This window comes from Alkalithermobacter paradoxus (genome assembly GCA_002029295.1).
GTDB lineage: Bacteria > Bacillota > Clostridia > Peptostreptococcales > Peptostreptococcaceae > Alkalithermobacter > Alkalithermobacter paradoxus.
Map to the genome: position 1 here is coordinate 137870 of MZGW01000002.1, position 22962 is coordinate 160831.

Annotated in this window: 23 protein-coding genes; all 23 read left to right on the forward strand. The window is 28.1% G+C overall.

The genetic code is table 11. The annotated features are described in order from the left end of the window. Window positions 1-212: 212 nt before the first annotated feature. The 23 genes from CLOTH_RS03635 (at window position 213) to CLOTH_RS03750 (ending at window position 22920) form a co-directional block, all read left to right on the forward strand. A complete protein-coding gene (locus CLOTH_RS03635) occupies window positions 213-830 on the forward strand; it encodes a hypothetical protein (protein WP_079411325.1) in 618 nt (205 codons plus the stop codon). A gap of 237 nt (window positions 831-1067) precedes the next feature. Beyond that, window positions 1068-2867 (forward strand): heme NO-binding domain-containing protein, encoded by a 1800-nt coding sequence (locus CLOTH_RS03645; RefSeq protein WP_079411329.1) that lies wholly within the window; start codon window positions 1068-1070, stop codon window positions 2865-2867. Between the two features lie 18 nt (window positions 2868-2885). Next, window positions 2886-4907 carry a methyl-accepting chemotaxis protein gene (locus CLOTH_RS03650; protein WP_079411331.1) on the forward strand — a complete coding sequence of 674 codons (2022 nt, stop codon included), beginning with the start codon at window positions 2886-2888 and terminating at the stop codon, window positions 4905-4907. An 83-nt stretch (window positions 4908-4990) separates the two neighbouring features. Next, entirely contained in the window at window positions 4991-5686 is a 696-nt protein-coding gene (locus tag CLOTH_RS03655; RefSeq protein WP_079411333.1) for a DUF881 domain-containing protein, read from the forward strand. An 11-nt stretch (window positions 5687-5697) separates the two neighbouring features. Further along, window positions 5698-7377 (forward strand): GspE/PulE family protein, encoded by a 1680-nt coding sequence (locus CLOTH_RS03660; protein ID WP_079411335.1) that lies wholly within the window; start codon window positions 5698-5700, stop codon window positions 7375-7377. 10 nt (window positions 7378-7387) lie between these two features. After that, a complete protein-coding gene (locus CLOTH_RS03665) occupies window positions 7388-8446 on the forward strand; it encodes a type IV pilus twitching motility protein PilT (RefSeq protein ID WP_079411337.1) in 1059 nt (352 codons plus the stop codon). 14 nt (window positions 8447-8460) lie between these two features. After that, complete coding sequence (locus tag CLOTH_RS03670; RefSeq protein WP_079411339.1) at window positions 8461-9669, forward strand: type II secretion system F family protein; 1209 nt, start codon at window positions 8461-8463, stop codon at window positions 9667-9669. Between the two features lie 17 nt (window positions 9670-9686). Then, the gene (locus tag CLOTH_RS03675; protein WP_079411341.1) at window positions 9687-10064 is read left to right on the forward strand and encodes a competence type IV pilus major pilin ComGC; all 378 of its coding nucleotides are present in this window, start codon (window positions 9687-9689) and stop codon (window positions 10062-10064) included. A gap of 56 nt (window positions 10065-10120) precedes the next feature. Beyond that, complete coding sequence (locus CLOTH_RS03680) at window positions 10121-10873, forward strand: prepilin peptidase (protein WP_331721990.1); 753 nt, start codon at window positions 10121-10123, stop codon at window positions 10871-10873. Window positions 10874-10884: 11 nt separating this feature from the next. Beyond that, on the forward strand, window positions 10885-11892 hold the full coding sequence (pilM, locus tag CLOTH_RS03685; protein ID WP_079411343.1) for a type IV pilus assembly protein PilM: 1008 nt from the start codon (window positions 10885-10887) through the stop codon (window positions 11890-11892). Window positions 11893-11905: 13 nt separating this feature from the next. Continuing rightward, window positions 11906-12508, forward strand: coding sequence for a PilN domain-containing protein (locus CLOTH_RS03690; RefSeq protein WP_079411345.1), 603 nt, complete (start codon window positions 11906-11908; stop codon window positions 12506-12508). Then, window positions 12501-13127, forward strand: a complete 627-nt coding sequence (locus tag CLOTH_RS03695) for a hypothetical protein (RefSeq protein WP_079411347.1) — start codon at window positions 12501-12503, stop codon at window positions 13125-13127. Before CLOTH_RS03690 ends, CLOTH_RS03695 begins: the two co-directional genes overlap by 8 nt. Window positions 13128-13155: 28 nt before the next feature. After that, window positions 13156-14016, forward strand: a complete 861-nt coding sequence (locus tag CLOTH_RS03700) for a PilW family protein (protein ID WP_079411349.1) — start codon at window positions 13156-13158, stop codon at window positions 14014-14016. A gap of 11 nt (window positions 14017-14027) precedes the next feature. Then, window positions 14028-14516, forward strand: coding sequence for a hypothetical protein (locus CLOTH_RS03705; RefSeq protein ID WP_079411351.1), 489 nt, complete (start codon window positions 14028-14030; stop codon window positions 14514-14516). Window positions 14517-14543: 27 nt separating this feature from the next. Further along, window positions 14544-15020: a PilW family protein gene (locus CLOTH_RS03710; RefSeq protein ID WP_158080451.1), complete on the forward strand. Its 477-nt coding sequence runs from the start codon at window positions 14544-14546 to the stop codon at window positions 15018-15020. Window positions 15021-15135: 115 nt separating this feature from the next. Next, entirely contained in the window at window positions 15136-15813 is a 678-nt protein-coding gene (locus CLOTH_RS03715) for a hypothetical protein (protein WP_079411355.1), read from the forward strand. A 90-nt stretch (window positions 15814-15903) separates the two neighbouring features. Continuing rightward, window positions 15904-16902: an SEC-C domain-containing protein gene (locus CLOTH_RS10780; RefSeq protein WP_143715414.1), complete on the forward strand. Its 999-nt coding sequence runs from the start codon at window positions 15904-15906 to the stop codon at window positions 16900-16902. Window positions 16903-16928: 26 nt separating this feature from the next. After that, a complete protein-coding gene (locus CLOTH_RS03725; protein ID WP_079411359.1) occupies window positions 16929-17297 on the forward strand; it encodes a hypothetical protein in 369 nt (122 codons plus the stop codon). A 70-nt stretch (window positions 17298-17367) separates the two neighbouring features. Beyond that, on the forward strand, window positions 17368-17688 hold the full coding sequence (locus tag CLOTH_RS03730; protein ID WP_079411361.1) for a hypothetical protein: 321 nt from the start codon (window positions 17368-17370) through the stop codon (window positions 17686-17688). Window positions 17689-17709: 21 nt separating this feature from the next. After that, a complete protein-coding gene (locus tag CLOTH_RS03735; protein WP_079411362.1) occupies window positions 17710-17871 on the forward strand; it encodes an aspartyl-phosphate phosphatase Spo0E family protein in 162 nt (53 codons plus the stop codon). Window positions 17872-18001: 130 nt separating this feature from the next. Next, entirely contained in the window at window positions 18002-19525 is a 1524-nt protein-coding gene (locus tag CLOTH_RS03740) for a phosphoenolpyruvate carboxykinase (ATP) (RefSeq protein ID WP_331721991.1), read from the forward strand. 88 nt (window positions 19526-19613) lie between these two features. Beyond that, on the forward strand, window positions 19614-21209 hold the full coding sequence (locus CLOTH_RS03745; protein WP_079411364.1) for an NAD(P)/FAD-dependent oxidoreductase: 1596 nt from the start codon (window positions 19614-19616) through the stop codon (window positions 21207-21209). A gap of 91 nt (window positions 21210-21300) precedes the next feature. Beyond that, on the forward strand, window positions 21301-22920 hold the full coding sequence (locus CLOTH_RS03750) for a Na/Pi cotransporter family protein (protein WP_331721992.1): 1620 nt from the start codon (window positions 21301-21303) through the stop codon (window positions 22918-22920). Window positions 22921-22962: the final 42 nt, after the last annotated feature.

Below are 22962 nucleotides of genomic sequence, written 5' to 3' on the forward strand. Positions count from 1 at the left end.
AAAATAGTATTTTAAACTATATATCTATATATACACTTATTATATTTTAAATTATATCCATTTTGAATATTATTTTATAACCCATAGAGAATTATGTACTTTAGCAAATTGTGGATAAGTCATAATTTACGTAATGTGTTTCAACAAAGTCTTCTTTTAAAATCTTTCAAAGAAAAACTTTGTTATCCAAAATATAAAAGGGGATGTTAGATATGAGTAATTTATTATATGAGATAGATAGGCTTATAAACACAATTAAAAGTATAGAGAAAATAGATAAGAAAATAGAAAGGCTTAACAAAAAAAATCTTAAGGAAAAGGAATATAGTTTAAATGAGAAAATAGTTGCATCTGTGCTAGTGTTAATCAATGTTATTATTATACTTGTATTTTTTACACATAGTACTAGATTTATAGGTATAGATTTAGTACAGATATTTTTTTATAGCAATAACATAGTGTTAACTATAATAATACTAATTTTATTAGCTTTCTCGTCAATAGAAATCAGCATATTTATGATAGATTATTTAGGATTTAAGAAAATAAGAGATAAAATAAGAATAAAAACTTGGGAAAAAGTGTATAAGCCTAAGATAGAAAATCTAAAATTAGAAAAAGAAAAAATGATAAAGTTACTACACTCAGATAAAATACCCACAGATTATATAAATCTAAAAATGTTATATTATCTGAAGTATAAAATTAAATTTGAAAACATGAGAAATATAGAGAATTTTGTGGAAAATAATCAAGATTGTATGATAAAATACAGATGTGAAGAAATTTTAACTATATTAAAAATAAAAATGGGAGTAGATAAGAAATGATTTTTTTATTTCAGGGGATAAATACTATACTTATTTTACTTATATTGACAGTACCTGTTTTAGCCACTTATTACCTTATAAACCATTTAAGAAACAAAGAAGAAAACAAAGATGAAATCTTGGGAAGGCTAATAATCTTGGAAAAAAAAGTAAAGGAACTTGAAGATTATATTAGTGATTCGGACATGTGATTTTGGGGTATAAAATGGGCAAATACTTGTTGAGGAGGCGTTTTGAATGAAAGGTACAGTAGTTTCTACTTGGCTAAAGACATGTAGAAAATTATATAATGACGATATCGTAGATAAAGCCATGGAAAGTGTAGGGCTATCAAAGGATAAAGCATTTTCGCCACTTGAAGATGTTGATGATATAACTATAAATAATATAGTCACAAATATATCAAGATCTAAGAATATGAAAGTAACGGATTTGTGGAGAGAGATAGGCAAAGATAATATAGTTACATTTACAAGTGATTATCCAGCTTTCTTTAAGCATGATAGTTTGTATCATTTTTTAAAGTCTATGAATGATGTGCACAAGATTGTTGTAAAGAGAATACCTGGGTCAAAGCCACCTGCATTAGATGTTGAGCCTATATCTAAGAATGAAATAATCTTTACATATAAATCAAAGCGTGGCATGTTTGATTATTTCTTAGGATTATTAGAAGGTGCTGCAAAGTATTACAATGAAAAAATAGATATAAAAGAGATTTCTAAAAGTAGTGATGAACTTAAAATTCAGATTAAATTCGAAAAAGAAATTTATAGCAAGAAGGTATTCATACTTAACAAAGTTCTTTCATTCGGATTAATAAAATCTATAAACGTTAAAGTTGCAATTTTATCTATCATCTTATTTGCTATGATTAATACTCCTATACATTTAATATATAGAGATATTAGTATGGTTATATCTCCTATAGTAGCGTTTTTATCAACATTCTTAGCATCTAAGGTTGTGAATAGACCTATAGATTTAATCATGAGTGAAATAAATAAAGTAAAAAATCATGAGTATGTGGAAAACGGAAAATTAATAACTAATGATATTTATGAGCAAATGTACGATATATTAAATGAATACAAAGACATTATAAGAAAAGATTTCGTAGGATTTAAAGGTTTGACAGATGAAATGAATACATTTAGCAATGTCCTAAATCAAATATCAAACAAAATGAATTATACATCAGAAGAAATTTCAAATGTAGTAGAGCAAGTAGCAAGTGCTGCTATGAATCAAGCTCAAGAAACAGAAAGTGCAGTGTATCTTTTAAATCAAAATATATACTCTATAAAAGAAGTTGCACGTTTAGAGCAAGAAAATAAAGAAGATCTTGAAAAGTCAGTTCAAAGAATAGAAGGCAGTTATGAAAATATGAAAATAACTGCAGATAAATTAAATGATATATTATCTAGCTTTGAAGAGGTTAGGGAAAATAGTATACAGCTACAACAAAAAGGAAAGAACATAACAGATATAGTTTCATTAGTATCTTCAATAGCATACCAAACAAATCTTCTAGCACTTAATGCATCTATAGAGGCAGCTAGGGCAGGAGAAATGGGAAGGGGCTTTGCTGTAGTTGCAGAAGAAGTTAGAAAATTAGCAGAGCAATCTCAAAGAGCAGTAGAAGATATAAATGGAAATCTTACTCAATTTATAGGTGACATAGACGATTTAGTTAAATCTGTTGGAACTCAATTTGAAGTATTAGATGAGGAAAATGATAAAATTAAAAGTGCAGTATTTGAAAGTAGTTTAGCAAATGAGACAATCAAACAAGTAGCACAAAAGATGATATCTACATCAGAAAAGCTTCAGACTGAGACTGATTCTATAGCATCAGTGTATGAAAATATAGAATCATTAGCAGCAATAGCTCAGCAAAACTCAGCTTCATCTCAGGAAGTAAGCTCAAGTGTTACAACTTACGCAGAAGAAATTAAAAAGCTTACAAGGAGCGTATCAGAGTTTAAGAAACTTACAGAGGATTTTGCTAAAGATATAGACATTTATAAAATATAAGCACGGGGAGAGTTGGCGATGAAGTTTATACTAAAGAAGAATTCTATAAAATTCAGAATACTTAGTATAGTATCTATTACATTTTTAGTAACTATATCAATATTAACAAGTATTTCTATATATTCAATAAATAAAAAAATGACTCATCAAATGGAAACTTTGAGTCTATCTTTAATTGAAAGTATGGTATCTAGAATAGAAAATAATCAGCAAGCACTAGATGTTATACAAGAATTATTCGATGAAAAGATAACAATAACTTCAAAAATAATAAATAGTTATCCAAATATCTCTAATGAAACCTTAAAAAACCTAGCTAGTCAATTAGGAGTTGAAGAAATAAACGTAGCAAACTCTGATGGAGTTATAGTGTATTCTAATTTAGATGAAAATATAAACTACAAATACCCTAAGGAACACGCAGTTCAAGATATATTATCTGGAAAAAATAATAGTTTGATAGAAAACATAAGAAAAAGTGATATAGATAACAATTATTATAAATATGGAGCTTCAAAACTTAACAATGGAGGAGTAGTTCAGGTAGGAATTTTAGCAGATACAATAAAAAAGATTAGTGATTCTGTTGAAGTTCAGAATATACTTGAGGATATAGCTTTAAGAGAGGATATAGTTTATGCACTTGTAATAAGTAAAGATTTAAAGGCAATAGCTCATAGCAATAAAGATAGAATAGGAATAGAACTTACTGATGAAGGAAGTAAAACTGCTGCAGTAGAAGGAAAATCTTATTTTGACAAATTCTATTATGAAGAAATAGGAGCAGAGGTATTTGATGCACTAGTTCCTCTTTATAGAAATGGTGAACATATAGGAGCAGTTAACATAGGTATATCTACTAAGAGTTTAAAAGATGCTATAAAAGAAACAATTGTAAATGCAATTATAGCTAGCTTATTAATGTTTCTTGTAGGATTCTTAGTTTTAGTATATTTATTAAATAGATTAATAAAACCTTTAAATAATCTTGTATATGCAGCTGATAAAATATCTAATGGAGACTTGACTGTTAATATAGATATAAAAAGTAATGATGAAATAGGAAAAGTTGCAAGCAGCTTCAATAATATGGTTGAAAACTTGAGAAATATGACAAGCAAAATGAAAGATGTAGCTATAAACATATCTTCTTATAGTGAAGAATTATTTTCTGTTTCTCAGCAGGCATCTTCTGTTTCAGATCAAATAGCTGCATCTACTCAGGATATGGCTCAGGGATCGGAAGAACAAGCACAGGCAACAATAGAAGTATCAGATAACATAAAAAGTGTTGTTTCTAATATAGAGAAAATAAAAGAAGAGGTAATAAATGTTGTTCAGAATGCAGATGAAACAGGAAAATTAGCAGTAGATGGAAGAGAAAAGATGAATAATATGATAAGTCAGATAAATACAATAAAAAATAGCGTAAATTATTCATCACAAGTAATAAAAGGATTAGAGCAAACATCAAATGAAATAGGTAATATAGTTGATGTTATAAATAATATAGCAAATCAAACAAATCTATTAGCTTTAAATGCTGCCATAGAAGCTGCAAGAGCAGGAGAAGCAGGACGAGGATTTGCTGTAGTTGCAGAAGAAGTAAGAAAGCTTGCAGAAGAATCTATGAAATCTTCAGATTCTATAAAGAATTTAATAGACAAAACTCAAGAAAATACTAAAAAAGCTCTGTTATCTATAGGCGAAGGAACTGATGAAGCTCAAAAAGGAGAAAAAGTTGTAAAAGAAGTTGAAACTTCTTTAAATGAAATATTAGATGGATTCAATGAAACTAAGAATAAATTGTATTTAGTTAATGATAATATAATGCAGGCAAATAGTAATGCAGAGAATGTAATAACTTTTGTGAGAAGAATAGAATCTATATCACAAGATTCTGCCGCTAACTCAGAAGAGATAGCGGCATCTGCAGAGGAACAAGCAGCTTCAATAGATGAGATTGCAAAATCCATTGAATCATTAACTAATATGGCAAAAGAATTAGAAGATATGGTATCACATTTTAAATTAAGTTAGTTCAAAAAAGGTCTACACATTGTAGACCTTTTTTGAATGTATTATATTATAAAAATGTGATAATATAGAAAGTGGGTGATAAAATGAAGAATAAATATATATCAATGATAATATTAGCTATTTTATTAGGAGTATTAATAGGGATACAATTTAAGAGTAGTTATCAAGAAAAATTCCAACTATCCTTTGTAGACAGGCAGTTTGTAGGTGATATAAATGCTATAAAGAAGGAAAATGCAGAGTTAAAAAGAAAATTAGATACACTAAATGAAAATTTAAAGTTCATAGAGAAAAATACTATAGTAAATGATATAGAAAAAGGTTTGAAAGAGCAAGTTGATTCTTTAAAGCTCATTTTAGGATATTTAGATGTAAAAGGACCAGGAATGACAATAAAAATAGATACAAAAGAAGAAGTGAATTTAGGATTTGTAATGGAAGAAAAGAAAATTTTGATAAGCCTAATAAATGAAATTAGAATATATGGGGGTGAAGTAATATCTATAAATAATCAAAGAATAACCCCGTATTCTGAAGTAACTTTAGCAGGTAATCATATAAATATTAACTCTACACCGATAGCTCAACCATATGAAATAAAAATAATAGGAGATATAGAGAAGCTAAATAGATATATAAACAAAGGTAATGTTCTTATAGACACGATGATAAATATGTATGATTTGAATGTGGATATAACTTCAAGTAAAGAATTAATAATATATAAAGCAGAAAGAGAAAAGAAAACTAGATATGTTAGGAATATAGAAGATATGTAGTGGGAGGGTGTATGAGAAATAATAAATTTAAATTAGGAGATCTTTTAGTGTCAGTTGGAAAGATAACTGATAAGCAATTAAAAGAAGCTTTGAAAGAACAGAGAATATCAGGAAAAAAACTAGGAGAAATACTTGTAGATAAGGGATTTGTAGATGAGCTTCAAATAATAGAAGTATTAGAGTTTCAGATGGGTATACCTCATATAGATTTAAGCAAATACCATGTAAATCCTGATATAATTAAACTTATACCAGAAAGCCTAGCTAGAAGACATATCTTAATACCTATAGATAAACAAAATGGAAAAATAACAGTAGCAATGGCAGACCCACTAAATATATTTGCAATAGATGATATTAAGATATATTCTGGATTTGATGTAGAACCTGTTATATCTACAAAAAATAGTATACTTAAAGCTATAGATATATATTATGGAAAGGAAACTGCACAAAAAGCAGTTGAAGATTTTAAGAAAGAACAAAATAAGAATATTAGTAATGAGATTAAAAATGATTCATTAGAAGATGTAAATAGTGCCCCAGTGGTTAGAATAGTGAACTCTATATTTGATGAAGCTGTAAATATAGGTGCAAGTGATATACATATTGAACCTTTCCAAAACAATGTAAGAGTAAGATATAGAGTAGATGGAAGTTTGATAGAGGGAATGAATTTAATAAAAGGAACTCACTTATCTTTAGTTAATAGAATAAAAGTTATGGGAAAGATGGATATAGCAGAGAAAAGAGTCCCACAAGATGGAAGAATAGAAATAAATATAAATGGTAAATCAATAGATCTTCGTATATCAATAATGCCTACAGTATTTGGAGAAAAAATAGTAATAAGGCTCTTGCTTAGAAATGAATTTTTATTTTCAAGAAATGAGCTAGGACTAATAGATGAAAACTTACGACGATTTGATAAAATAGTCAAAAACCCTAGTGGCATAATACTAATTACAGGTCCTACAGGAAGCGGAAAGACAACTACATTATATACCTTGCTAAAGGAGCTAAATAGTATAGATAAAAATATAATATCTATAGAAGATCCTGTTGAATACAAAATTGAAGGTGTCAATCAAATTCAAATAAATAACAAGGTCGGACTAACATTTGCAAGTGGACTTAAGTCTATATTAAGACAAGATCCAGATATGATAATGGTTGGAGAAATAAGAGATAAAGAAACAGCACAGATATCCGTAAGAGCTGCAACAACAGGGCATTTAGTTATAAGTACTATGCATACTAATGATGCTCCATCGACAGTTTCAAGGCTTTTAGACATGGAAATAGAACCGTATCTTATATCATCTTCTTTAGTAGGGGTAGTGGCACAAAGGTTAGTTAGAAAGATATGCCCAGAATGTAAGGAATATTATACTCCTAGTATAGAAGAAATGAAAGTACTAAATATAACTGAAGATACAAAGTTATCTAAAGGGAAAGGATGTTTTAATTGTAGCAATACTGGGTATAAAGGAAGAAGAGCAATTCATGAGATAATGATAATAGATAGAGAATGTAGAAATATAATAAATTCAAAATTTAATGCAGAGGATTTGAAACATTATGCACTTAGAAGCGGAATGATTTCACTAAAAGAAAATTGTAAAAAGTTAGTATTAGATGGAATAACAACTTTTGATGAATTGATAAAAGCTACATATATTTACGAATAGGTGATAAAGTATGAACATGTATGATTTATTACAAAAAACAAGAGAGCTTAATGCTTCAGACCTTCATATAACGGTTGGATATCCTCCAGTTATGAGAATCAATGGATCATTGACTAAATATAAAGATGAAATATTGCTTCCGGAAGATAATTTGAAACTTGTAAAAGAAATATTAGATGAACATCAGTTTAATAAGCTACAAGAAAAAGGAGAAATAGATACATCAGTTTCATACAATAAGTTAGGAAGATTCAGAGTAAATGTATTTAAGCAAAGGAACACATATGGTATGGCTATAAGGTGCGTTTCTGTAAATGTACCGACTATAGAAGATTTAGGATTACCACCTGTAATAAAAGATCTAACTAAAAAGCAAAGAGGACTTATACTTGTAACGGGTCCAACTGGAAGTGGAAAATCCACTACTCTTGCAGCTATGATAGATTGTATAAATAAAGAAAGAAGTGGTCATATACTTACTTTAGAAGACCCTATAGAGTATCTTCATAGGCACAATAAAAGCATAATAAATCAAAGAGAAATAGGAACAGATACACAATCGTTTGCTAATGCACTAAGGTCTGCATTAAGGCAAGATCCAGATGTAATATTAGTAGGTGAGATGAGAGATCTTGAAACTATGTCAATAGCACTTACAGCAGCTGAAACAGGACATCTAGTACTGTCTACCCTTCACACAATAGGAGCAGCTAAAACTATAGATAGAATTATAGATTCTTTTCCTTCACATCATAAACAGCAAATAATAATTCAGTTATCGACAATACTCGAAGGAGTCATATCACAACAACTACTCCCGACATCAGATGGAAAAAGAAGAATTGCAGCACATGAAATAATGATAGCAACACCAGCTATAAGAAATCTTATAAGAGAAGGTAAGACCCATCAAATACAAACATCTATACAAACTGGTGCAAAGTTTGGTATGAAAACTATGGATGCAAGCCTAAGTGAGCTTTATATAAAAGGATACATAAGTAAAGAAACAATGATTGCTCACGCGGTAGATAAGGATATGATAGAAAGGTATGTTGGATTTCAATAAGAAAGGTGCTAGGTATGCCTATATATAAATACAAGGGAATAAATGAATTAGGACAAAAAATTCAAAGTACTGTTTATGCAAATGATGAAAATGAAGTACTAGATATAATAAGAAAAGGTAATTATTATCCCATAGAGATAAAAAGGGTACGGGAATTAGAAATAAGAAATTTGTTGCACATAAAGAAAGTAAAAATAAAAGATATAGCAATATTTTGTAGACAGCTTTATACCCTTTTAAACTCAGGAATAACAATAATAACCTGTTTAGATATATTAAGAGTCCAGACAGAAAACAAATATCTAAAATCTTCAATTAGTGAATGTTATGAAGAAGTACAAAAGGGAATATCTTTTTCAGAATCGCTAAGAAAAAATAGTGATATATTTCCAAATCTACTTATCAACATGGTAGAGGTTGGAGAGATAAGTGGTAACTTAGATGTAATAATGAATAGGATGGCAGTATATTATGAAAAAGAAAACAAGATATATACAAAGATAAAAGGTGCAATGACATATCCGATTATATTAAGCATAGTTTCAGCTATTGTAGTTGCTTTTCTACTTACATTTGTTTTACCAACATTTGTTGCAATGTTTGAAAGTGCAGGAGCAGCTTTGCCTATGCCTACTAGAATTCTTTTAAATATAAGTTATCTAGTAACAAAATTTTGGTATTTAGTTGTACTAATTTTAATAATAATAATATATATTTCGAAAAGAATAATACAAAATGAAAAAATAAGTTATGTATTAGATAAGCTTAAATTTAAAATACCTATAATAAAAGATCTTATGGTAAAAATAATAACATCTAGATTTAGTAGGAGTTTAGCAATTTTAATATCTAGTGGAGTACCTTTGATTAGATCACTAGAAATTGTATCCAATATAGTTGGAAATAAATTCGTATCAGATGGAATAGATAAATCAAGAGAAGATGTTCTAAAGGGAATAAGTTTAGCTGACCCTATAGAAGAAATAGGAATTTTTCCTCCTATGGTTGTACATATGATAAGAATAGGAGAAGAATCAGGGGTATTAGATGAAATATTAGATAAGACTTCAGATTTTTATGATGATGAGGTAGAGAGTGCATTCCAAAAGATAACAACATTAGTAGAGCCTTTAATGATTGTTATTATGTCAATCATAGTTGGATTTATTGTAATTGCGATAGTTCTGCCTATGTTTGATATGATAAATACAGTTCAGTACTAATATAAGGAGGTGAGAATATGATAAAAGCGGTAAGAAAAGTAATGAACAGTAAAAAAGGATTCACATTAGTTGAGCTTATAGTAGTATTAGCAGTACTAGGAATTATAGCAGGAATTGCTATACCGAGATTTGGCAATATACAAGAGGAGTCAAAGAGAAAAGCAGATATAGCTACAGGAGCTGTAATAGGTAAAGCTGCTGAACTTGCACTAGCTAATGGAGAAACTGACGTTGCAGTAGATAAATTAGTAAGTAAAGGTTATTTAGAATCATTACCTAAGCCACAATATAAAGCAGATAAAGATTTCGTAGTTACAGTAACAGGTGGAAATGTTACTGTTACAGTAGATAATCAGCAAGTATATCCAGATGGTAAAAACTACAAGAAAGACTAATGGGTAAAGACAATATACATATGTATATTGTCTTTAGTTATAAATGGGGGGTACTTATGATATATTTAGTATTTATATTTGGCAGTTTAATAGGATCTTTTCTTAATGTATGTATATATAGAATTCCTAAAGGCGAATCTATAGCTTATCCTCCGTCAAGCTGCACAGATTGCAATAATAAACTTAAATTATTAGACTTAATACCTATAGTAAGCTATATACTCCTGAAAGGTAGATGTAGATATTGTAAAAGTAAGATATCAATAAAGTATCCATTGATTGAATTTATGAACGGTATAATATATTTAATGCTATTTATAAGATTTGGACTAAGTATATTAACAATAAAATACTTTATAATATCTAGTATTTTAGTAGTTGTAACATTTATAGATTATAAATATCAAATAATTCCTGATGGATTAATAATATTTGGATTAATAAGTATATTTATAATGCATATATTAGATAATTTTCATATAGGTTTTATTAATTCTATTCTAGGAATGCTCATAGGAGGGGGATCATTTCTAACTATAGCATTAATCACAAAAGGTGCTATGGGTGGGGGTGATGTAAAATTAATGGCTCTTTTAGGATTTGCTCTTGGTCCTTGGAATATTCTACTAAATATCTTTTTGTCATTTATAATAGGTGCTATAATATGTTTAATATTACTAGTTTTTGGTATAAAAACTAGAAAAGACTATATTGCATTTGGACCATTTATAGCTATAGCATGCTTTATAACTATTTGTTACGGAAATGAAATTATAAGCTGGTATATAAATTATATTGGGATAATATAGAGGTGAGCAGATTGCTAAATGATATTTTATCTATAGATATAGGAAGTAGGAATATAAAGATGGTTGTTGGAAATAAAAAACCGGACAAACTCATAATAAAAAAAGCATCCATAATAAAAACTCCGAATGAAAGTTTTAGTGATGGAAATATATTAGACATTAAATCTATATCTGATGTTATAAAATCTGAAATAGTAAATCAAAACATAAAAGTTAGAAAAGCTATCTGTACATTTCAAAGTACATCTGTAATTTCAAGAGAATTATATCTTCCAATCGTGAGTCAGAAAGAACTACAGAAAATGATAAATTTTGAGATAGAGCAGTACTTGCCGATACAATTAGATGAATATGTAATAGAGCATAAGATACTACAAAAATTAATTCAAGATAATATATACAAATATAGAATTTGGATATGTGCAGTCCCAAAGAGTATAGCAAAAAAATATTTTGAACTCCTAAATGAATTAAACCTTGATCCTATAGCATTAGATATAAACTCTAACGCCATATCCAAATTATACAAAGAAAGCGAATATAAAAGTCAAACAATAGCGGTAATTGATATGGGATATACATTTTTAAATGTAAAAATAATTTCTAAGGGGGTATCTCAATTTAGTAGACTTATAAATGGTGGAGGAAGAGATATAGACTCTAGTATTTCAAATATACTAGATATAAATTTAAGTGAAAGTGAGAAAAAGAAAACACAATATTCAATTATTGATGATAATTTACTTGTACATCAAGCGATAATACCTTGTGTTGAAAACTGGGTAGAAGACATTAAAAGGGTATTTAAGTATTACACAAGTAGAGATAGGGAAAATAGTATAGATACTGTATTTTTACATGGTGGAAGTTCAAATATTAGTGAAATAAGCAATTATATAAGTACATCTTTGAATATACCTACTTATACAGTAGATAAAATTGATGGAATAATTACAAAAGTAAAAAATATAGACACAAAGTTATATCTAAACTGCATAGGTGCATTGATAAGAAACTAGGGAGGTTATAGTTTTGAGCGATTTTAATTTTTTCTCCCCATACATAAAGCCAAAGAAAGAATCAAGAAAAAAGAGTATTTATATAAACTTAAGTATAATTGTTTTAATTATGTGCATATCAATACTTTATGGGTATTTGTACATGACCGAGATAAAATTAATAGATAAAATACATAGGGCAGAAAAGCATATACAAGAAAAAGAGCAGTTATACCAGGAAATGAGAGTTGAAGAAAAGAAAGATAGACTACAGTTCTTAAATGATTACTATGACATAATACTACGTGTAAATGAAAACATAGAAAAACTTGATATAGTAAATACAGATTTGATGGAGAATATATCATCTTCTATTCCTAAAGACATAGTCCTAGAAAGTTTAAACATAGATGAAAATGGAATATCAATACAAGGAAATGCAATGGTGAGAACATCAATAGCAGAGCTTGAATATAATCTTAAGAAGATAGATCAAATTAATTATGTACATATTATATCAATAGCTGAAGATACTTTTACAGAAGAAAATGAAGAACTTACAGAAGGTACAATTACTAAATTCAATGGATACACTTTTACCTTAAGGTGTAGATTTGAGGATGTGGATTATGATTAAGTTAAGTAAGAGAGAAAAGATACTATTATTTATATTGATAATACTAATTATACTAGCTGCTTTTTATTATCTTTTATTTATTCCAAAGTATACGAAAATAAAAGAGTTAAGGAATGAGTTATCTCAGTATGAGGAAACTATAAATCTTTTAGGAGATAAACAATATGATAACTTACAAGAAAGTATAGCGGATATAGATAAAAAGATATACAATCAAACACAAAGCTTGCTTCCAGTTATAAAGCAGGAAAAAATAATAGTTATATTAAATGAAATGTTAAGTAAGGCGGATTTAAAGGGTGATATTATTGAATTTTCGGAAGTTGAAGATGTAAACTTCGATGATGAAAAAAAAATAGTAGATATAAAAAAAATGGTTGTAAATATAAATTATACTGGAAGTTATGAAAGTTTAATGAACTTTATAAAGCAGACACAAAGCTATGATAAGCATATAGGAATAAAAAGCATACGTATAAATAAAGATAATGAAAACTATCTAGTGGGCAGAATAGGATTAGAGCTTTACTCTGTTTCGAAACTACATAATCAAGATGAAGAATATCTAAAATGGGAGTACAATAATAAATATGGAAAAGATAATCCTTTCTTAGATTGATTTCAGATGCATTATCTGGAGGAGATATATGTTTAATATATTGAAAAATGACAAGGGTCTAACACTAATAGAGATAGTTATGGCAATTGCAATACTAGGAATAGTTATAATACCAATATCTTCAATGTTTGTTGATGTAGCAGTTTTGAACACAACTTCTAAGCATAAGCTAAAAGCATTAAGTTTTGCCCAAAAATACATGGAGAATATAAAATCATTAGAAAATATAAATCAAATACAAAAAATATATATAGAAGATGATTATGAAATTCTAGTGAAAATAGAAGAAGAAGACTCAAGAGAAATAACGTATAAAGATGAAAGTACAGATAATAGCGATGTAATTTCGAATATATACAACTTAATTATAGTATCAGAAGGAAACATTATAAAAATAATAGGCGAAGAGAATTTCTTGATAAGTGTAGATGTAAATACAAATATCGTAAGTTATAAAGACAAATGGAATAAAAATGCAACATACGATTTAAAAGAGAAATTAAACAGCATAAGTATAACTGTAACAGGTACAAATATAGACTTTAGATTTAATAGCAAATCACTTCCAAATGATAAAAGACTACAGGAAAAGGATAGACCATACACTATAGGGATTAAACTTAATCATGATATAGATATATATACCAATGTAACTTCTAATAACAACTATATAAAATACAATATATATGATGGTGGAAAAGTAGTTAATGGAAATAGTGTCTACAAAGGAAGTGGAAACCAAAAAATATATCCATATAAAAGTGACCAAAATGAAGAAAAAAAAGTTTATCTAAAAATATATAAAATAAGTATAACTGTAATGAGAAAAGGTAAGGAATTAGAAAGTATAAATGGATATATAAGAACTATAGATGGCAAAATACAATAGGAAGTGTGTCTATGAAAAGATATAAAAATAGTGGGTATGTTATGATATCTATAGTAATAATAATTACTATACTTACGATCTTAGGAATGGTTATGTTATCACTTTCAATGTCAAATTATAAGATGAAAAGAGTAAGCAGCGATTATAATTACGCATTTTATATGGCAGAAGGTGCTATTGAAGCTGTATATGACAAAGTTTATGATCTTGTTAATGATGCGTTAATTGAGGCTAATAAAGAAAGTAGTGAAGATAAATATAAAGTTAAATTTGAAGGCTATATAAAAGAAAATCTATATAGTTATATAGAAAACAGCATGATTAAAGTTATAGGTTATGAATATAAAGATAACATATATATACATCTAGAGTCGACTTATACAAAAAATAAATCTATAAGGGTAGTTGGCGCAACTTATGAGATAAATATACCTAAATACAGAAAAAGTGAAAACATTCAAAGAATTATAAATATAAGAGATTGGAAAATAAAAAAGTAATTATTCCTAATGTTAGGAGATGTAGTTATGAATAAAAGGGGCTTTACAATTATTGAGCTTTTGATTTCGTTAGGGATAGTAAGTATTGTTTTTAGCATTATTTTTAGCTTTTTTACTATGAATTTTAATATGTTCAAAAAATCTAATGACATTATAGATATACAAAATGAAGGCCAAATTGCGATGGCCAAAATCGTAAATATAGCAATGGTATCAAGTGGTATATCAAATATATATGACTACAACAACATAAACCAAGATGATACAAAAGATAAGATAAGTTTAGGTAAGATAATTTTTAAAGAGGGAGATATATTTCAAGTTAAAGAAGGTAATTTAAAGCACAATGGAAATATAATTGCAAATCATATAAAAAATATAAAAGTATCTCCTATAGATGATATATCTTTTCTGCAGTCTAATGGACTTATAATAGAAATAATTTTAGAACTAAATAAAGAAACTATAAAAATCGAAAATCAAGTCATGTATAGAAATAAATAAAAAAGCAAAACCTAGAAGAAAACTTCTAGGTTTTTATTTTTGTGGTAAAACTTAAAGGTAAAAACATATAATTATAGAAATATAAATAAAGTAAAGAGTTAGGACAGGTGAAAATATGAGTATTGGAAAAGTGATTTCCTTAGATGATACTATTGAAAAAATGAAAATGGACTATCTTTACGATGGTAATGAAAAGTATTTAAAATTCATAAAAAAATTATACTCTATAGATTACAACAAATGGAGCACATATTTTTGGGAACTATATATCGTAAAATTATTTGAAGAAGAACTTAGAGAAGGATTGTTTCATGTGAAAAATATACGTCAGATAGCAAAAGATATAGCACATGATATAAAAGAAGAAAGAGAAAGAATAATAATTTTAAGTTATATAGAAGGTGCAGTATTTGGACATAGAAATATGAAACTAAGCAAAGAATTGATAAAGATATGCGATAAAGTAATTAACGAAAAGAAATCTAATAAAATACATATAAGTGAAGTAATGAGAAGCAAACATATAAGGACATATAATGAAGTGATATTAAGAGAAATGCAAGAAACAGACTACATAGAGGAAATAAAAGAAGTATTATTAGATTACTGCGAAAATAAGATTTATGATAAGTTGAAAAAATATAGTCTTAAAAGAGATATTGCACTCTTTGAAAGCGAAATATACAGAATATTCGAAAAGGATTGCTTAGAAAAATACAAAGATGGTGTTTGGGACGGTGTTGTGGCTAGAGTTGTCAAAGATGTTAACAGAAAGTATAAAATAATTCTATAGTGAAATATATAAAAAAGTGATATAATCATTAATTGTAAGCTTGAGATAAAACAAAAGAAAAAGATTTATAAGGGAGTGAAATTTAAATTGATGGGGAGAAATGATCAATGTATATGTGGCAGCGGGAAAAAATATAAAAAATGCTGTTTAAATAAAGAGAAAAAGATAAGCATGTTAAGAAAGAAAATTGAACTTTCCCAAAGTATCGATACTAACTTAATTAATAAAATATATAATTACTCTACAACAGAAGAATTACATAATGAATTTCTAAATGCACAAGAGAAATTCTTTATGGTAAAAGGGCTTAAAGAAAATGAAAAATTTCATAGGTTATTTAATACTTACTACATGAATGACTATATAACTACACAAAATAAACCTATATCTATTTTATTTTATGAACAACATTCTAATGAAGTAAGTGTTGTTGAAAGAGATATATTAAAAGAGAAATTAACTTCGTATATAGGAATATATGAAGTTGTAGATATAAAAGAAGATAAAGCATTGTTAAAAGATGTATTAACTAATGAAGAAACACATATGGAAGATTTGAGCGTTATAGATAACGTAAAAACTGGAGAAATAATAGTTGGAAGAATAGCTAAAATAGTTAATGTAAATAGATTTTTAGATGTTGTTGTATCGATATCTCAAAAGACAAAAGAAAGACTAGTAGATGATATAACAAAGATTTATAATGGAAATAAAGATAATTACAAAGATATTAAACAATTTATGATGTACAATACTTTGATGATGTATAAGTATATTCAACAGTTATTAGAGCCTAAGATAGTAGAAAATTTCAACGCTGAAAATATTGATGTAGAGAAATGTGAAATAAAAGAAATAATACTAGAGAATATAGAAGCTGAGTATGTAGAAGAAAGTATTAGAATATGGAATGAATATAAAAGAAAAGTAAAAGATATAAAAGGAAATGGTAAGAGTTGGGCTGCTGCAATTGAATATCATGTCAAAAAAGAAAATGGAGTTACTACGACTCAATCTATGATAGCTAACAAATATGGTATAGGTGTGAGTACTTTAGGAAAAAGATATAAAGAGTTTAAGGAAGCTTAAAATAATACACGAAAGAAGGTAGAAAGATGAACTTAAAACTAGGTAAACAGATAGCTGTTGCAACTAACTATATAAAATCTAATCCTGCTGTGCCTATTTACAAAGGAGAAGAAAGCGTTCAAAATTTATTTGCTTATATATATCATATAGAAATAGGGTATAATGAAAACAATATAGAAAAGGTTAGAAACTGCTTAATTATAGACTATAAAGAATATGAGTTAAGTAAAGAAGACAAGGATAAATTATTAAATACAGCTAAAGAATATGCGACAATTAATAATATACAAAATGAAGAGTTATTTTTACTAGATAATGAAGAAGCAGAGGCTTTCGTAGAGAAATTATTTGATAATATGAAGATTATAAGAGGTTTAACTACAAAAAGAGCATAATGCTCTTTTTTTAGATTATTTTAAAATATGTGTTATAATATATATATATACTAAATTTGGAGGAAAGTATATGAGATTTTTAGGATTAGAAGAAATTCAACCATATAAAAACTTACATCAATTCAAAATATTTGAATATGATGATGAGATAGATTTAAATAATAAAGAAAAATATATATGTGATTTAAAGGTAATAAGAATGGATATAAATGAAATGTATATACAAAAAGGATTTGAAGAAAATATATATTGTGCAATTATATACAATTTGAATAAAAATATAGATCTAAATGAACTAAAAGAAGGAATAAAAGCATTTATATTAGAGGAAATTCCAAGTACGAGTACCCAAAGTATAAACATATTCAAATCTGAAAATTTAACATTATAGAACATCAAAGGGGGATAGACTATGGAAGATATAAACAAATTAAAACAAGATATTGAGAAATTAAGAGACGATTTAAATCAGTTAATAATAGATAGTGAATATAAGCTAAATAATGAAGAGATAGTTAAGCTAAGTCAAGAATTAGATAAACTTCTTAGTTTATACTCTTCACTAAAGAAATAAAAGGTATATGATATACCTTTTATTTTTTTTTAGTTTTTTCAAAAAAACACTATACAAATAAAATAAATGTGATATACTATTAAATGTAAATGAGATAAATAATATATAACAAAGGGCGGAGGTATGAAAAGTGATACACTTTTTAAAAAATGATTTATTCAAAAATGTTATAGTAAACCCAAGCGTTGAAGAATTAAGAAATATGAGTAAACATATGGAGATAACAACGGAATATAATAGTCCTTGCTATATAAGTAAAGTAAGAAATAGAAGTGCAAAGAACTCTTTCGTAGTAAATGATGTTCCATTAGGAATAGATCAACAAGGAATAAGCAGATTAGAAGCAGATAGGATAGTTGATAAAGTAAATGAATACTTATTAAATAAAGAATTAGTTAGAGTAGATAGAAAAATGGGTACTCACGAGAGATTTTCTTTCAATTGTAGACTATATATAACTAAAGAGTATAGCAGAATAGCATATATGTGGAATAATACATTATTTAATCCTACTGATACAGAAAATCCAGATTTAGTGAGTGTATATGTTCCAGAGTGGCCAGAAAGAATCATCCTTGTATATCCAGAAGAAGGAGTAACATATATACTAGGAACAGATTATTTTGGAGAGTCTAAAAAATCTTTCTTAAGAATGGCTATGTACAAAGTTAAAAAAATGGGTGGTCTTGGACTTCACGCAGGAAGTAAGGTTTTAAGAGTAAAAGATAAGAATGACAATTTAAAAGATGTAGGATTTATAATGTTTGGATTAAGTGGAACAGGTAAAACTACACTTACTATACATGATCATGGTCTTACAGGAGAAGAATGTGCAATAATAAGACAAGATGATGTAATATTCATGGATAAAGATGGATATTGTGCAGGAAGTGAAAATGGATTTTATATAAAAACAGAAGGGCTAGATGAAGGACAAAAGGTTCTTTATAAGGCAGCTACAAGCCCAAATTCAGCACTTGATAATGTTAAGGTAAATGAAGATGGAACTGTTGATTTTGACAATACAGAGCTTACCTCTAATGGAAGAGGAGTTGTATTAAGAGAAGAAATAGAGAATACTGATGATACTGTAGATCTTGAGAAAGCTAATAAATTAATATTCATAACTAGAAGAAATGATGTTGTTCCACCAGTTGCAAAACTTACTATATCTCAAGCAGCTACATTCTTTATGTTAGGAGAATCTATAGAAACTTCTGCTGGAGATCCTACAAAAGCAGGTCAGTCAAAAAGATGTGTAGGAACAAATCCATTTATAATAGGACTTGAAGGAGAAGAAGGAAATAGATTGCATCAAATACTAAGACAAAATCCTGATATGGAATGCTTTATATTAAACACTGGTAGTGTAGGAGCTAGTAAGGATTCTAAAGGTGAAAAAATATCTATAAAAGTATCTACTACTATAATGAAAGAAATAGCAAAAGATAGTATAGAGTGGGAATTAGATAAAGATTGGGGATATTTAGTTCCAAAGCATGTAGAAGGAATTGATATTGAAAAGTACAATCCAAAAAATTATTATGCAGACATAGAATACAAAAATCTTGTAAATAAATTAAAAGAAGAAAGAAAGAACTGGATAGGAAGATTTGAGAATTTAAGTGAAGAAATAGCAAGTACTATAGCATAAGCTGGGGGTTTCCCAGCTTTTATTTTTTTTTATTTTCTGATATAATCTATTGTATTTTGGTAAATTCTTTATATTAAGAGGTGATTAAATGATAAGAATATCTAACATAAGAATGAGTATAGATGAAGATATAAAAAATATAGAAAAGTACATAATCAAGAAGTTAAAGATAAAAAAAGAAGATATATTAAGTTATAGCATATATAAAGAGTCTATAGATGCAAGAAGAAAAGGAAAGATAGATTTTATATATACAGTAGATGTTAAAGTAGATAATGAGGAAATGATTCTAAAAAAAATAAAGGATATTGATGTAAGAAAATCTCCAGATTTAGAGTATAAAGATGTTGCTATGGGAGATACAAATATAAAAGAAAGACCTATTGTAGTTGGAATGGGACCTGCAGGATTATTTGCAGCACTTGTATTAGCACAAAGGGGTTATAATCCTATAGTTCTAGAAAGAGGACTAGATGTTGATAGAAGAAGTCAAGATGTAAGCTTATTCTGGAGTAAAGGAAAACTAAACAAAGAATCGAATGTACAGTTCGGAGAAGGCGGAGCAGGAACATTTTCGGATGGAAAGCTAACGACTAGAATAAAAGATATAAGATGCAGAAAGGTACTAGATGAACTTGTAAATGCTGGAGCACCTGATGAAATACTTTATTCTCATAAACCGCATGTAGGAACAGACATTCTAAAAGGTGTAGTTAAAAATATAAGAAACAAGATAATAGAACTTGGTGGGGAAGTTAGATTTGGATGTAAAGTCACAGATATAATAATAGAAGATAGCTGTGTAAAGGGAGTTATAGTAAATGGTTGTGAAACTATAAAATCTGATATAGTAATAATTACTATAGGACATAGTGCAAGAGATACTTATGAAATATTGTACAAAAGAGGAGTTAAAATAATTCAAAAGCCATTTGCAATAGGAGCTAGAATTGAACATCCACAGATACTCATAAATAAGTCGCAATACAAGGAATTTTATAATCATTCAAGACTTGGAGCGGCAGATTATAGGCTTATACATCATGCACAGAATAAAAGAACAGGATATACATTTTGTATGTGCCCAGGAGGAAGTGTAATAGCCTCATCATCTGATGAAAATATAGTTGTAACTAATGGTATGAGTGAGCATAAAAGAGACAAACAAAATGCCAATAGTGCACTTCTTGTAAATATAGTTCCTGAAGATTTTGGAAGTGATCATCCCCTTGCAGGAGTATATTTTCAGGAAAAATATGAGAAACTAGCATTTAAACTAGGTGGGGGAAATTATTTTGCTCCTATTCAGTTAGTAGGAGATTTTATAAAAGGACAAGAATCTAAAAGTTTAGGAAGTGTAGCTCCAAGTTATGCTCCTGGTGTTGTATTAACTGATTTAAGAGAGTGTTTACCAGAATTTGTTGTAGAAACTATGAAAGAGTCAATAATACAGCTAGACAAAAAACTTAATGGATTTGCTTTGCATGATGCAATACTTACAGGAGTAGAAACAAGATCATCATCACCTATAAGAATAGTAAGAGATGAAGGAAATTTTGAATCTGTGAACATAAAAGGGCTCTATCCAGGAGGAGAAGGGGCTGGATATGCTGGAGGAATAGTATCAGCTGCTGTAGATGGAATAAAAATAGCAGAAAGTATAATAATGAAATATCATATTTAACACTAACTTAACATTATTAATTTTTATTTAAATACACATACCCATATATATCTGATAAAATTTAGAGATAGCAATACAAAGGGGGAATGGAATGGGAATAAATGTTTTGTTTGGAATAATAGGAGGATTAGGTTTATTTTTATATGGTATACATCTAATGGGAACTGCTCTTCAGAAAGTAACTGGAGATAAAATAAAGAAAATAGCTGGAATTTTAACGGACAATAAATTTTTAGGAGTTTTGCTTGGAATATTTGTTACAGGCATAGTTCAAAGCAGTAGCATAACAACTGTTATGCTAGTTGGGTTTGTTAATGCTGGAATACTAAAGCTTACACAATCTTTAGGGCTTATAATGGGAGCAAATATAGGGACAACTTTAACAGCACAAATGATTTCATTTAGTTTTGAAGATATAGTACCAATACTAATTGGAATAGGTATGGTTTTACATCTGTCTAGTAACAAGGAAAGAACAAAGCAATTAGGGGAAGCACTTATAGGGCTTGGAATATTATTTTTAGGTATGGATTTTTTAAGAAGTGCTGTAAAGCCACTTGAAAACTTTGAAACATTTAGAAATATATTAATAAGCTTTGGGCATAATCCAGTTCTGGGAATACTTATAGGAATTGCTTTATCTATAATACTTCAAAGCAGTACAGCTGCTATAGGACTATTAATAGCATTGGCATCACAAGGATTAATTCCTTTAGTATCAGCACTTCCCATACTGTATGGAGAAAATATAGGCACTTGTACAACTGCATTAATCTCTAGTATAGGTGCAAATAAAGATGCTAAAAGAGCCGCTAGTTTACACATTTTATTTAATTTAGTGGGAACTATTTTATTTACAACAATTCTATATAGGCCTATGGAAAGTTTGATTGTATATATAAATCCAAATGATATATCAAGGCAAATAGCCAATGCACATACTCTTTTTAATATAACAAGTACAATACTTATTATTCCATTTTCTGCACAACTAATAAAGTTGTCTAAAGTGATAATAAAAGATGAAAATGATGAAAATGAGTATACTAAGATTAGTAGATATCTTGATGATAGAATGCTAAAAACTCCTACAATAGCACTTGAAAGTGCTGTGAAAGAAACTCTTTATATGGCAGAAATTGCAAAGGATTCATTTCAATGTGCTATGAATGGATTTTTGAGTAGATCAAAAGACGAAGTACTAAAAGTATTTGAAAAGGAAAAAATTATAAATGAATTTGAAAAGAATATAATAAGCTATATGATAAAGCTTTCTAATGCATCGATGTGCTCAGAAAGTAGAGAAACTATGGATGGATTGTTTAATATAGTAAATGACGTAGAGAGAATAGGAGATCACTCAGAAAATATAGCTGAACTTGCAGTGGTAGCAATAGACAAACACCTTGCGTTCTCAGAAGAAGCCATAAAAGATCTTAATAATATGTATACAAGGGTATTAGATGTATATGAACTATCCATAAAAGCTATGAAGCAAAGAGATGTTAGATTATCACTTGAAATAATGAAATTAGAAGAAAAAATAGATATACTAGAAAGATTATGTAGAAAAAATCACATATACAGACTAAACACAAAATCCTGCCATCCTGAGTCTGGTATAGTATTTCTAGATTTGATAAGCAATATGGAGAGAATAGCAGATCATGCATCTAATATAGCAAGAACAGTCATAGACAGCAAAAGATAGCTTGATTAGCTATCTTTTTTTATAATGAATAGGAAATTATAA

What these genes read in the sequence shown, in the direction of transcription:
- CLOTH_RS10780 (WP_143715414.1), top strand. Translation starts at nt 15,904, where the DNA reads ATGGGGAGAAATGATCAATGTATATGTGGCAGCGGGAAAAAATATAAA.
- CLOTH_RS03665 (WP_079411337.1), top strand. Translation starts at nt 7,388, where the DNA reads ATGAACATGTATGATTTATTACAAAAAACAAGAGAGCTTAATGCTTCA.
- CLOTH_RS03635 (WP_079411325.1), top strand. Translation starts at nt 213, where the DNA reads ATGAGTAATTTATTATATGAGATAGATAGGCTTATAAACACAATTAAA.
- CLOTH_RS03735 (WP_079411362.1), top strand. Translation starts at nt 17,710, where the DNA reads ATGGAAGATATAAACAAATTAAAACAAGATATTGAGAAATTAAGAGAC.
- CLOTH_RS03705 (WP_079411351.1), top strand. Translation starts at nt 14,028, where the DNA reads ATGAAAAGATATAAAAATAGTGGGTATGTTATGATATCTATAGTAATA.
- CLOTH_RS03660 (WP_079411335.1), top strand. Translation starts at nt 5,698, where the DNA reads ATGAGAAATAATAAATTTAAATTAGGAGATCTTTTAGTGTCAGTTGGA.
- CLOTH_RS03645 (WP_079411329.1), top strand. Translation starts at nt 1,068, where the DNA reads ATGAAAGGTACAGTAGTTTCTACTTGGCTAAAGACATGTAGAAAATTA.
- CLOTH_RS03675 (WP_079411341.1), top strand. Translation starts at nt 9,687, where the DNA reads ATGATAAAAGCGGTAAGAAAAGTAATGAACAGTAAAAAAGGATTCACA.
- CLOTH_RS03730 (WP_079411361.1), top strand. Translation starts at nt 17,368, where the DNA reads ATGAGATTTTTAGGATTAGAAGAAATTCAACCATATAAAAACTTACAT.
- CLOTH_RS03710 (WP_158080451.1), top strand. Translation starts at nt 14,544, where the DNA reads ATGAATAAAAGGGGCTTTACAATTATTGAGCTTTTGATTTCGTTAGGG.
- CLOTH_RS03695 (WP_079411347.1), top strand. Translation starts at nt 12,501, where the DNA reads ATGATTAAGTTAAGTAAGAGAGAAAAGATACTATTATTTATATTGATA.
- CLOTH_RS03655 (WP_079411333.1), top strand. Translation starts at nt 4,991, where the DNA reads ATGAAGAATAAATATATATCAATGATAATATTAGCTATTTTATTAGGA.
- CLOTH_RS03750 (WP_331721992.1), top strand. Translation starts at nt 21,301, where the DNA reads ATGGGAATAAATGTTTTGTTTGGAATAATAGGAGGATTAGGTTTATTT.
- CLOTH_RS03680 (WP_331721990.1), top strand. Translation starts at nt 10,121, where the DNA reads ATGATATATTTAGTATTTATATTTGGCAGTTTAATAGGATCTTTTCTT.
- CLOTH_RS03650 (WP_079411331.1), top strand. Translation starts at nt 2,886, where the DNA reads ATGAAGTTTATACTAAAGAAGAATTCTATAAAATTCAGAATACTTAGT.
- CLOTH_RS03725 (WP_079411359.1), top strand. Translation starts at nt 16,929, where the DNA reads ATGAACTTAAAACTAGGTAAACAGATAGCTGTTGCAACTAACTATATA.
- CLOTH_RS03670 (WP_079411339.1), top strand. Translation starts at nt 8,461, where the DNA reads ATGCCTATATATAAATACAAGGGAATAAATGAATTAGGACAAAAAATT.
- CLOTH_RS03715 (WP_079411355.1), top strand. Translation starts at nt 15,136, where the DNA reads ATGAGTATTGGAAAAGTGATTTCCTTAGATGATACTATTGAAAAAATG.
- CLOTH_RS03745 (WP_079411364.1), top strand. Translation starts at nt 19,614, where the DNA reads ATGATAAGAATATCTAACATAAGAATGAGTATAGATGAAGATATAAAA.
- CLOTH_RS03700 (WP_079411349.1), top strand. Translation starts at nt 13,156, where the DNA reads ATGTTTAATATATTGAAAAATGACAAGGGTCTAACACTAATAGAGATA.